6 protein-coding genes are annotated in these 11,783 nt (G+C 71.2%); 4 read left to right on the top strand and 2 right to left on the bottom strand.

What is annotated here, in order from left to right; translation table 11 throughout:
• Together ACZ7P3_RS42320 and ACZ7P3_RS42315 are read right to left on the bottom strand one after the other, a co-directional pair.
• The coding region (locus tag ACZ7P3_RS42320) for an amino acid adenylation domain-containing protein (protein ID WP_472090016.1) at positions 1–6,399 on the bottom strand (6,399 nt) is incomplete at its 3' end.
• Positions 6,386–7,336, bottom strand: coding sequence for a TauD/TfdA family dioxygenase (locus tag ACZ7P3_RS42315; protein WP_472090017.1), 951 nt, complete (start codon positions 7,334–7,336; stop codon positions 6,386–6,388). The genes ACZ7P3_RS42315 and ACZ7P3_RS42320, both read right to left, overlap by 14 nt.
• A 237-nt stretch (positions 7,337–7,573) precedes the next feature.
• On the opposite strand from ACZ7P3_RS42315, the gene ACZ7P3_RS42310 reads away from it, so the two are divergent.
• The 4 genes from ACZ7P3_RS42310 (at position 7,574) to sbnB (ending at position 11,278) form a co-directional block, all read left to right on the top strand.
• On the top strand, positions 7,574–7,792 hold the full coding sequence (locus tag ACZ7P3_RS42310; protein ID WP_472090015.1) for an MbtH family protein: 219 nt from the start codon (positions 7,574–7,576) through the stop codon (positions 7,790–7,792).
• A gap of 35 nt (positions 7,793–7,827) precedes the next feature.
• A complete protein-coding gene (locus ACZ7P3_RS42305) occupies positions 7,828–9,126 on the top strand; it encodes an MFS transporter (protein ID WP_472090014.1) in 1,299 nt (432 codons plus the stop codon).
• A 125-nt stretch (positions 9,127–9,251) separates the two neighbouring features.
• Positions 9,252–10,271 carry a 2,3-diaminopropionate biosynthesis protein SbnA gene (gene sbnA, locus ACZ7P3_RS42300; RefSeq protein WP_472090013.1) on the top strand — a complete coding sequence of 340 codons (1,020 nt, stop codon included), beginning with the start codon at positions 9,252–9,254 and terminating at the stop codon, positions 10,269–10,271.
• Positions 10,265–11,278, top strand: a complete 1,014-nt coding sequence (gene sbnB / locus ACZ7P3_RS42295; protein ID WP_472090012.1) for a 2,3-diaminopropionate biosynthesis protein SbnB — start codon at positions 10,265–10,267, stop codon at positions 11,276–11,278. Before sbnA ends, sbnB begins: the two co-directional genes overlap by 7 nt.
• The last annotated feature ends 505 nt before the right edge of the window (positions 11,279–11,783 follow it).

Raw genomic sequence — 11,783 nt, 5'->3', positions numbered from 1 at the left:
ATTTGCCACCTCGTCCTCCGACAGGGCGGCGATCTCGGCTTCCACGGTCCGGGTCACCGCTGCCGCGAGTCCGGCCACGGTGGTGGCCTCGAACAGGGAGCGCAGCGGCAGGTCGATCGCGAACGCCTCGCGCAGCCGCGCCACCACGCGTGTGGCCACCAGTGAATGGCCGCCGAGAGCGAAGAAGTCGTCCTCGGCGCCGACCCGTTCCACGCCCAGAACCTCGGTCCAGGCGGCCGCTACCGTTTCTTCCACGGGGTTGCGCGGCGCCACGTACTCCCGGGCGCCGTCGATATGAGCGAGCACGGGGTCAGGCAGGGCCTTACGGTCGACTTTCTTGCTGGCCGTCAACGGCAAGGCGTCCAAGGTCACCCACAGCGCGGGGACCATGTAATCGGGCAGTGACCGCGACAGGTGGCCGCGCAGCTCCGCCACCTGGGGGACGGCGGCGCCCGGCCGGGGCACCAGGTAGGCGACCAACTGCCGCTCGGCGGGCGCCGTCAGGGCCGCGATCACCACGGCCTCCTGAACGGCGGGGTGCCGGGCCAGGACCGCCTCGATCTCCCCCAGTTCGATGCGCAGTCCGCGCACCTTGACCTGCTGGTCGATCCTGCCGAGGAACTCGATCGTGCCGTCGGCCCGGCGACGGACCAGGTCGCCGGTCCGGTAGAGACGGCCACCGGGCTCTTCGGACAGCGCGTCCGGTACGAAGCGGTCGGCGGTCAGCTCGGACCGGCGGTGGTAACCGCGGGCGAGCCGGACTCCGCCGAGGCAGAGTTCGCCGGGCACACCGACCGGCACGGGGCGCAGTTCGGTGTCCAGTACATGGGCCCGGGTGCCGGCGACGGGCCGTCCGATCGGCAGTGCGGTGGCCTCGCCGTCCGCCCCCGGTGGTTCGTCGACCGGGTGCAGCAGGCAGGTGACGGTGGCCTCGGTCGGGCCGTAGTTGCACAGGAAGCGGGCCGGCAGGCCGGTGTCGGCCCAGCGTCGTGCGTCGAGTCCGGTGACCACGTCACTGCCGACGTTCATCAGCTTGAGCGAGGTCAGCCGGTGCAGGTCGGGTGACTCCAGCATGGCTCGGTAGTAGGACGGTGTGATCTCGACGATGGACACGCCGTGTTCGGCGAGGCGGGCCGGCAGTTCGGCGGGCGTCCAGAACTCCGCGTCGCCGACCACGATCGTGGCGCCGGCGACCAGCGTGGCGGCGATCTGGTCCATCGCCACGTCGAAGGTGAGCGCCGACAGCAGCACCACCCGTTCGCCGGGGGCGATGCCGTAGGCGTCGGCGATCACCCGGCAGTGGTGGGCGTAGGACCGGTGCTCGATCATCACGCCCTTGGGGCGGCCTGTCGAGCCGGAGGTGTAGATGACGTAGGCGAGACTGCCCGGTCGCGTGCGGGCCGCGGCAGCGGTCGCCGGTGCGTCGGGCTGTTCCTCGTCGTCCACCGTGAACACCTGGTGGGATCCGCTGACCCGGTCGGCGAAGGCGCTGGTGGTCACCACCAGCGCCGCCCCGGCGTCGGCGAGCATGAAGTCCAGGCGCTCGGCAGGGTGCCGCGGGTCGAGCGGGACGTACACCCCGCCTGCCCTGAGCACGGCGAGCAGGACCACGACCGCCTCGACGCTGCGCTCCAGGAGCGAGGCGACGACGGTCTCCTCCCTGACGCCGTGCGATCGGAGGCGGCGGGCGACGTGTTCGACCCGGGCGTCGAGTTCCGCGTAGGTGAGCTGTCGTTCGCCCGACACCACGGCGACCGCGTCGGGGGTCCGGGCGGCCTGCCGGGCGAAGAGCTCCGGTACGCACAGCTCGTACTCGGCGACGGGGTCGAGAACGGGGACGCGAGCGGCCTCGGGGTCGGGCCACTCGGTCAGGATGCTGTGGCGCTCGTCCTCGGTGAGCATGCTCAGGCCGGCGATTCGGGTGCCGGGGTCGGCGGCGACCTCGGTGAGCAGTGCCAGATAGTGCCTGGCCATCCGCTCCACGGTGGCGCGGTCGAACAGTGCGGTCGAGTACTCGAACCAGCAGTGCATCCGGCCGTCGGGGCGCTCCTTGACGGTCACGGTGAGGTCGAACTTGGCCACTTCGAGGCCGGCCCGGACCGGTTCGATCGCTGCCTGGCCGAGCAGTCCCGGGACTCCCGACATGTGCTGGTGCTCGAACATGACCTGGAACAGCGGGTTGCGGGAGAGGTCGCGCTCCGGGCTGAGCGCGTCGACCAGATGCTCGAACGGCAGGTCCTGGTGTACGAACGCCTCCAGCACGACCTCGCGCACCCGGTCCAGGAGGTCGGTGAAGACCGGGTTGCCACTCAGGTCGTTGCGGATCACCAGGTTGTTGGTGAAGAAGCCGACCAGTTCTTCGGTCTCCTCGCGAGTGCGCCCGGCGACCGGTGTGCCCACCGCCACGTCGTCACGCCGGGTGTAGCGGCCCAGCAGCACCTGGAACGACGCCAGGAGCAGCATGAACGGGGTTGCGCCGCGCCCGGCCGCGAGCCGGGCGAGCGCCCGCCCCAGTTCCACCGGGACGTCCACGATCACATTGTCGCCGCGTGCGTCGCGCACCGTGGGCCGAAGCCGGTCGGTGGGCAGCTCGACCGGGTCGAGGCCGGCGAGCCGCTCGCGCCAGTAGGCGAGCTGCTGATCGAGGCGGCCTGCGGCCTCCTGCTCCCGCTGCCAGACGGCGAAGTCCGCGTACTGGACGGGATGCGGGCTCAGCGGCGACGGCCGCCCGGCGGCGAGCGCCTGGTACGCCTCGTCCAGATCACGCAGGTAGACACCCATCGACCAGGCGTCAAAGGTGATGTGATGGAAGGTCAGAATCAGCAGATGGTCGTCCGCGGCGCTACGGAGTACGCCCGCGCGCAGCGGGTGCTCGTGCTCCAGGTCGAAGGGCCGGCGGGCTGCCGCGGCAAGCAGCTCGCCCGCGCGCTGCGCGGCGTCCGGATCGTCCTCCAGGTCGGTCACCGTGAACTCGATCGCCGCCGTCGGGTCGACGATCTGCACCGGTTCGCCGCGTTCGGAGCGATAGCGGGTGCGCAGGACCTCGTGCTTCTGGGCGGTCGACTCGACGGCGCGCCCGAGCGCCTCCACGTTCAGCGGCCCGATCAGCCTGAGCGCCACCGGGACGATGTACTCGTCGCTTCCGGGCTCCAACTGGTCCAGGAACCACATGCGCTGTTGCCCGAAGGAGAGCGGCAGTGCGCGGTCGCGCCCGATCGGCCGGACGGCGTCCGGGTCGGGCTCGACACCCGCGGCGTCCACTCGTGCGGCCAGCCCGGCCACCGTCCGCGCGTGGAAGAATTCACCGACGGTCAGCTCGACGCCGAAGGCCCGGCGCAGCCGCAGTACCAGCCGGATGGCGAGCAGCGAGTGCCCGCCGAGGTCGAAGAAGTCGTCCTGGGCGCCCACCCGTTCCACGCCCAGGACCTCGGCCATCAGCTCGGCCACGGTCCGCTCGGCGGCCGTACGCGGCGGAACCCAATGGCCGGCCGATGGCCGCTCGTGGTCCTGCGGGGACGGCAGGCGTCCGCGGTCCACCTTGCCGTTCGACGTGAGCGGCAGTGCCTCCAGCTCAAGGAAGACGGAGGGGACCATCGTCTCCGGCAGCCGGGCCGCGAGGTGGTCACGCAGATCGGCGGGCACGGTCCGGGTGCCTTCGGCGGGTACGACATGGGCCATCAGTTCGGCTTCGCCGGACGGGGCCCGGTGAACGGTGACCACGGCGGCGGAGACCGTCGGATGTGCTGTGAGCTGGGCCTCGATCTCGCCGGGCTCGATCCGTACGCCGCGCACCTTGAACTGGTCGTCGGCTCTGCCGAGGTACTCCAGTGCCCCGTCGGCCCGGCGGCGCACGAGGTCGCCGGACCGGTACCACCGCTCTCCGGGGGCGGCGGCATACGGGTTGGGGGTGAAGCGGTCGGCCGTGAGGTCGCCGCGGCCCGCGTAGCCGCGGGCGACGCCGACGCCCGCGATGCACAACTCGCCGGTCACGCCCACCGGGACCAGCTGGTCCTGGGTGTCCACCACATAGGTGCGCACGTTCGGCAGCGGCACGCCGATGGGGACCGCGTCGCCGGGCTCGTCCGGGTCGTAGGGCCAGGCGGTGGAGTCGATGGCGCACTCGGTGGGGCCGTAGGTGTTGAACACCTGCGCGTCGACCGTCTCGTGCAGCCGGCGGCACAGTTCGGCGGGCAGCACCTCGCCCGCCGAGCAGACCACACGCAGCGAGGTGCACGAGGCGAACGACGGCTCGGCCAGCAGCAGACGCAGTACCGACGGCACCAGCTGAAGCACGGTGATTCCATGTTCGGCGACCGCTCGGGCCATCACCTGCGGATCGCGGTTCGCGTCCTTCGGGGCCATGACCACGGTCGCACCGCTGACCAGAGGCGAGAGGAACTCCCATACCGCCGCGTCGAATCCGATGGTGGTCTTCTGCAGCAGCCGATCGCCGGGGCCGAGGCCGTACCGCTCCACCGACCACAGCACCCGGTTGCGGATCGCCGCCTGCGGAACGACGACACCCTTGGGCCGCCCGGTGGAGCCGGAGGTGTACATCACGTACGCGGCGTCGTCGTCACCGGTGGGCACAGGCACGGCGATGGGCTGGGTGGCGGCGATCTCCTCCCCGGCGGTGTCGAGGATCAGGGCCCGTGTCCGCGGGGGCAGCCGGTCGCGCAGCGCGTCCTCGGTGAGCACCAGCTGCACGCCCGCGTCGCCGGCCACGAAAGCGAGCCGGTCATCAGGGTGTTCGGGCGCCAGCGGCACGTACACACCGCCGGCGGTGAGCACCGCGAGCAGCGCGGTGACCAGGTCGGTTCCGCGGCCAAGCGCGACACCCACCGGGGTGCCGCGGGTGACGCCGAGGCCTCCCAGGTGCTGTGCGAGCCGCCGCACCCGTTCGGCGAGGTCGCCGTAGGGAACCACCTGCGGGCCCGAGACCACGGCGATCGCGTCGGGCGTGGCCGCGGCCCGGGCGAGGAAGAGCTCGGGCAGGGACCGCTCGGGCCGCCGCGCCTCGGTGCTGTTCCACTCCTCGAAGGCGAGCAGCTCGGCCTCGGTCACGAGGTCGAGCGCATGGACGGAGGTGTCCGGGCGGGCCGCGAGGGCTTCCATCAGGCGCAGCAGGTGAGCGGCCATCCGCGTGATCCGTGCCCGGTCGAAGAGCGACACGGGGTAGATCAGCCTGGCGGCGAGCGAGCCGTCGGCCAGCTCGGCCAGGTGCAGCGACAGGTCGAACGCGGAACTCTCCGTTGTGGACTCGTACTTGACGACGTCGAGACCGGGCAGCCGCAGCGGGCGCCGCTCGGCATTGTGGAGGGCGAAGCCCACCTGGAACACCGGGTTGCGCGACGGGTCCCGGTCGGGGGCGAGGTCGGCCACCACACGTTCGAACGGCACGTCCTGGTGCCCGTAGGCGTCCAGGGTGGTCTCGCGGACCCGGGCCAGCAGCTCGACGAAGCCCGGCCGGCCGCCGAGCCCGGTGCGCAGTACCACAGTGTTGAGGAACATGCCGATCAGCGGTTCCAGATCGACCTGCTCACGCCCCGCCACCGACACACCGACCGCGATGTCCTGCTGACCGGAGTAGCGCGACAGCAGCAACTGGAAGGCGGCCAGGTACACCATGAACGGCGTGGCGCCGCACCGCCGGCCGACCGCGGTCAGTCGCCCCGCGAGTTCGGCCGGAACGGTGAAGGACACACTGTCCCCCTCCGACTCCCACCGGGCCGGGCGCGGACGGTCGGTGGGCAGCTCCAGCGGCTCCAGACCGGCCAGCCGCTGCCGCCAGTAGCCGCGCCGGCGCTCCATCGTCTCGGCAGCCGCGTCCCAGCTCTCCCGCTGCCAGTGGGCGTAGTCCGCGTACTGCAGCGGCAGGGGCTCCATCGGCGACGGCTCGCCCTTGGCGAACGAGCAGTAAAGATCGTGGAGTTCACGCGCCAGGATGCCCCAGGACCAGCCGTCGAAGGCGATGTGGTGCACCGTGACCAGCAAGGCCGCGTCCTCGTCGGCGAGTCGCACCAAGGTCAGCCGCCAGGGCGCCTGCCTGCTCAGGTCGATCGGCGTGCGCAGCTCAGCGGCACGGAGTTCGTCCACCCGCCGCGCGCGCTCCGCCTCCGGCTCCGCCGCGACGTCCACCGAGGCGAGCCGCACCGGGGCAGGTTCGTCGACCGTCTGGACCCCGACGCCGTCCACGGTGTCGTAGCGGGTGCGCAGGATTTCGTGTCGCGCGGTGACCTCCGTCAGGGCCGCAGACAACGCGGCGTTGTCGAGCGGTCCCCTGATGCGGAAGGCCTCGCACATCAGGTACTCGGTCGACGCCCCGGAACGCAACTGGTCCAGGAACCACAGCTGTTCCTGCGCGAACGAGAGCGGGAAGCTCGTGTCACCGGTGTGCATGGGGAACCTCCACGGGCGAATCGGATGCCACCGGGGCCGACGAGGGCTCGGCCATGGCCACGGCGATCCGACGCGGGCCGGTGAAGGGCTCACGGGCGTGCGCCGCCAGCATGTTGTCGACCAGCAGAACGTCGTCCCGCTGCCAGTCGAACCGGCGCAGCTCGGCGCGGTAGCAGCTGCGCAGATGCGCGACCACGTCGTCCGGGATCGCCTGTCCGTCGCCGTAGTAGGTATTGGTCGGCAGGTCGGCGTCGTCGTACATCTCGCGCAGGGCGGCGCACGTCTCCTCGGGCAGCGTCGTTGCGTGGAAGAACGTCAGGTGGTTGAACCAGACCGTCTCCCCGGTGACGGGGTGCCGGTGCACCGCCGCACGACGGGCCCGGGTGCGCAGGCCGCCTCCTGTCCACTCGGCCTCGACACCGTTGCGGGCGCAGTAGGCCTCGACCCGAGCGCGGTCCTCGGTGTCGAAGGCCTGCTGCCACGGCACCCCGAATCCGTCGCTGAAGTTGCGCACCACCATCCAGCCGCGGGCGGCGAACTCCTCGCGCACCGCAGGATCGATGGCGGCGAACACCCGCCGGGTGTCGGCGAGCGGTGTGGCCCCGAGGGTGTCCGGTGGCCTCACACAGTGGAAGAACAGGGTCATGGGCCAACTCGCCTGGTACGAGTTCTCGTTGTGCAGAAAGATCTCCTCGTCCGGCGGGTAGTCGGTCGAGGTGTACACCTGACCCTTGATCGTGCTGCGCGGCGAGGACCTCTCCGCGTAGGCGAGTGGTGCGCCGGACACCGTGCGCACCACACCCTCGAACCCGTCCACCCCGCCGATGTCGAATCCGCGCAGCAGCACCGCTCCGTGTTCGCGCAGCCGGCGGCGCACGAGTGGACGACCGGCTGACAGGAAGGCGGTCACGGGCGTGCCGGGCGTGTCGGCCGACATCGTGAAGGGCAGCGTGGATTCCGGGGCGGATGGATTGGCAGTCATGCGGCGCAGCATGGTCGCCGCCGTTCTGCGTGAACCAGAGAACAACCGGCGTTGTTGTCAGCACTGATCGCAGGCGCGTTGCTGCTCGTTCTTCCCTGCAGCGGGCCGCCGGGCACCGGGCAGGCTCGCTGTTGCCGCCGCCGATGGCGCACCGTGCGTGATGCGGCAGGACATCCGAGGGAGGGCCCATTCATGGCCGAGGAAAACACCGACGACCGTGTTCACCGGGTGGTCGTCAACCATGAGGAACAGTACTCCGTCTGGCCGGCCGACCGGGATCTGCCGCTCGGCTGGCACGCCGAGGGCACCGAGGGGACCCGTGAGGAGTGCCTGGCGCATATCGGCACGATCTGGACCGATATGCGCCCTCTCAGTCTTCGTCGGCAGATGGAGCAGACGGCGCAGGGTTAAGGTCCACGACGTTCACGGGCGGAGGTGTGTGAGTGATGACGCTCCCGGAGGCAACCAGCCCGGACGGCCCCGAGGGTGACGCCGTGGCGGGAGGGGCAGGCACCACCGCCGTCGAGCCGGTGACCCCGCTTCGCCGTAACCGCGACTTCATGCTGCTGTGGAGCGGCTCGGCGATCTCCCTGGTCGGCTCGACGGCGTCCACCATCGCCTACCCGCTGCTGGTACTCGCCCTGACGGGCTCGGCCTTCAACGCCGGTCTGGCCGGGTTCGTCGCGCTGCTGCCCGGGTTGCTGTTCCAGCTGCCGGCCGGTGCGCTCGTCGACCGGTGCAGACGCAGACGGCTGATGATCTGGTGCGACGCGTTGCGCTGCCTGGGCGTGGGGAGCATCGCGCTCGCGGCCGCGCTCGGCGCACTGACTCTGGGACAGATCCTGGCCGTCGGTTTCGCCGAGGGAACCCTGTCGGTGCTCTACCTCCTCGCCGCGCACGCGGCGGTGCCGAACGTCGTGCCGTCGGCGCAACTGCCCCTGGCCCTCTCCCGCAACGAGGCCAGAAGCCGGGCCGCGGTCATGCTCGGCACGCCACTCGGCGGAACCCTCTTCGGTCTGGGCCGAGCGGTCCCGTTCCTCGCCGACGCCCTGTCCTATCTGGTGTCCATGACCGGTCTGCTGCTCATCCGCAAGGAGTTCGAGACGGACCGGCCGAAGGACACCGTCGGCGGGATGGCCCAGCAGGCCGTGGAGGGACTGCGCTGGCTGCGCCGCCAGCCCTTCCTGCGGGCCACCACCCTGCTGGTGGCCGGCAGCAATCTGATGTTCCGGGCCCTGTTCCTGGTCGTCATCGTGCTGGCGGGCACCGTCGGCGCCTCGTCGGCAGGCGTCGGCCTGATGGTCGGCGTCGCCGGAGGCGGCGGTGTGCTCGGGTCCCTGGTCGCATCCTGGTTCGGCCGCCGGCTGCCCCTGAACGTCCTGGTGATCGCGGCGAACTGGGCCTGGGCCGTACTGATGGGCGTGATCGCCCTGGTCCATGACCCGTACACGCTCGCCGTCGCCTACGCGGCCATGTGGTTCGTCGGCCCGATCTGGAACGTGGCCTTGGGCAGCTACCAGCTCGTCATCACCCCGGACGGGCTGCGGGGCCGGGTACTGGCCGCCATGAGCACTCTGTCCAACGGGGCGCTCCCGCTCGGCTCACTGCTCGGCGGGCTGCTGCTGGACCTGGTGGGCGCGCGACACGCAGCGGCCGTACTGGCGGTCTGGATGGTGCTGCTGGCCGTCGCCGCGTCCGCCGCCCGCACGGTGCGCACTACGGCCGCCTTCATGACCGGCCCCTGACCCCACCGAGTCGAGGACGGGCACGCACGGTCGCACATCCGCTCAACCAGTGCACTACCAAGGAGAAACACGCATGTTCCGCACCATGCTCGAGCCGCGTCCCGACCGCAGTGGACGAGGCCACCATGCGGACGTCTGACGGCACGTCGGCCGGTGTCCTCGACGCCATCGGACGCACACCACTGGTCGAGCTGACCAGGCTGGCTCCGTCCTGGAAATTCCGACTCTACGCAAAACTCGAGTCGCTCAACCCCGGCGGCAGCATGAAGGACCGGTCCGCGCTGGAGATGCTGCGCGAGCAGATCCGCGCCGGTGACCTCGTGCCGGGCAGGTCGGTCGTCGTGGAGTCCAGCTCCGGCAACCTGGGCATCGGCCTCGCCCAGGCGTGCGCGTACTACGGCATGCGGTTCATCTGCGTCGTGGACCCGCGCACCAACCGGCAGAACATCGCCGTCATGCGGGCGCTGGGCGCCCAGGTCGAGGTCGTGCGGGAGACCGACCCGGCCACCGGCGAATACCTCCCGATGCGCATCCGACGGGTCAACGAACTGACGGACCGGATCCCGGACGCGTACTGGCCCAACCAGTACGCCAACCCACTGAACCCGCAGGCCCATTTCCGCACGATGGCCGAGATCGTCGAAGGCGTGCCCGACGGGGTCGACTACCTCTTCTGCGCGACGAGTTCCTGCGGCACCCTCCGCGGCTGCGCGGAGTACGTGCGGGAGCGGAACCTGCCGGTGACCGTCGTCGCCGTGGACGCCGAAGGCAGTGCCATATTCGGCCGGCCGACCGGACCCCGGCTGGTACCCGGGCACGGCGCAGCCATACGGCCCGCGCTGTACCGCGACGGCCTGGCCGACGAAGTCGTCCATGTCACCGACCTCGACTGCGTGGTCGGCTGCCGCAGACTCGCCGGCCGGGAGGCCATCCTGGCCGGCGGATCCTCCGGCGCCCTGATCGCGGCGGTCGCCCTCATGGCGCAGCGCATTCCCGAGAGCGCCCGCTGCGTGGTCATCCTGCCCGACCGCGGGGAGCGCTACCTCGACACGATCTACGACGACGACTGGGTGACCGGGCACTTCGGGGACGTGTCCCACCTGTGGAAGGAGAAGGAGACCGAGATGGGGGCGTCAGCATGCTGATCCTGGGAAACGAAGACGTGCGCCGGGTCCTCGACGGTGCCGAGCACGACGTTCTCGCGGCCGTGCGCCGGGCCTACGTACTGCACGCGGAGGGCAGGACAGTCCTGCCCCACTCGGTGTTCCTGCGCTTCCCGGACGACCGGCGGAACCGGATCATCGGACTGCCCGCCTATCTGGGGGACGACACCCCCGTGGCCGGCATGAAGTGGATCTCCTCGTTCCCCGGCAACGTGGACAAGGGTCTGCAGCGCGCCTCGGCCGCGATGATCCTGAACTCCATGGACACCGGCCATCCGGAGGCGCTCCTGGAGGCGTCCGTCGTCTCGGCCCGGCGCACCGCGGCCGGCGCCGCCCTGGCGGCGGCCACGCTCATCCCGTCCGGGCTCGCGAGCGGTGTCTCGCTCATCGGTTGCGGCGTGATCAACTTCGAGGTCCTGGCCTTCCTCCGCGCGGCGCTGCCCGACCTGACCTCGGTCACCGTCTTCGACGTCGACCCCGCACGCGCACGCTCCTTCGCCGACCGGTGTGCCGCGCGCTGGCCGGAGTCGAAGACGGACGTCGCCGACACGGTCGACGGTACCCTCGGCGCGCACCGGCTGGTCTCCTTGGCGACCACGGCCGCGGAGCCGCACCTGACCACCGCCGCGTGCCGGCCCGGAACCCTGCTCCTCCACCTGTCCCTGCGGGACATCGTGGCGCAGGACATCCTCTCCTGCGTCAACGTGGTCGACGACACCGACCACGTGTGCCGTGAGAACACCTCGCTGCACCTGGCCGAACAGCTGCACGGCAGTCGTGACTTCGTCACCGCCGAACTCGGCGCCGTTCTGGCCGGAGACACGCCGTACCGGCATGACGACGAGCGGGTCACCGTCTTCTCCCCGTTCGGCTTGGGCGTCCTCGACCTCGCGGTGGCCGGGCTGGTCCGGCGCCGCGCCGGGGAACAGGGCGTGGGTACGACGCTGCCCGCCTTTCTCCCTGCCGCCGGCACCGGCGCATCGGGCTGACCGACGCCAAGACGCCCCTCATGTGAAGCCGGCCCCTCCTCAGGGGCCGGCTTCACGCGCTCGTACCCGGACGACGCCGCAGCGGTGCGGTGCGGTGCGGTGCGGGGCGACGGGGCGGTGCGGCGGGGCGGCGGGGCGGCGAGGAGTGCGGCGGGGCGGGCAGGCCGGTGTGATCGCGTCGGCTTCTCGCCGTTGCCTGTCGGGGGGTCCGTCACGCCGGCTTGGGCAGCGTTGTCGGACCTGTGGGTGCGGGTGCCCCGGGCCTCTCGAGGGACAGAACGCGCAGCACATCCCCTCGGCAGTCAGTGCCTGAAGGGAAGAACGCGCAGCAACCCTGTGCAGTCAGTGCCTGGAAGAGCGCTGGTTGTTCTCTGGCTCGCACCGGATGGCGGCGACCAACCTGAGCCACATGGCTGCGCACCTACGCGCTCCGCGCATGCGAGGCGCCGGGGTTGACGTGGTGGGCGCGCTCGGCGTCCTGTGCCGAACTGCCGTTGTGCTGGGC

The organism is Streptomyces sp. NPDC107581 (genome assembly GCF_055657175.1).
The sequence above is the reverse complement of the archived record's forward strand: the minus strand, read 5'-3'. Positions and strand labels throughout refer to the sequence as shown.

Bases quoted from the DNA above. Each gene is read 5' to 3' on its own strand.
- sbnB (WP_472090012.1), top strand. From the start codon at position 10,265: ATGCTGATCCTGGGAAACGAAGACGTGCGCCGGGTCCTCGACGGTGCC.
- ACZ7P3_RS42315 (WP_472090017.1), bottom strand. From the start codon at position 7,336: ATGTCGGCCGACACGCCCGGCACGCCCGTGACCGCCTTCCTGTCAGCC.
- ACZ7P3_RS42305 (WP_472090014.1), top strand. From the start codon at position 7,828: ATGACGCTCCCGGAGGCAACCAGCCCGGACGGCCCCGAGGGTGACGCC.
- sbnA (WP_472090013.1), top strand. From the start codon at position 9,252: ATGCGGACGTCTGACGGCACGTCGGCCGGTGTCCTCGACGCCATCGGA.
- ACZ7P3_RS42310 (WP_472090015.1), top strand. From the start codon at position 7,574: ATGGCCGAGGAAAACACCGACGACCGTGTTCACCGGGTGGTCGTCAAC.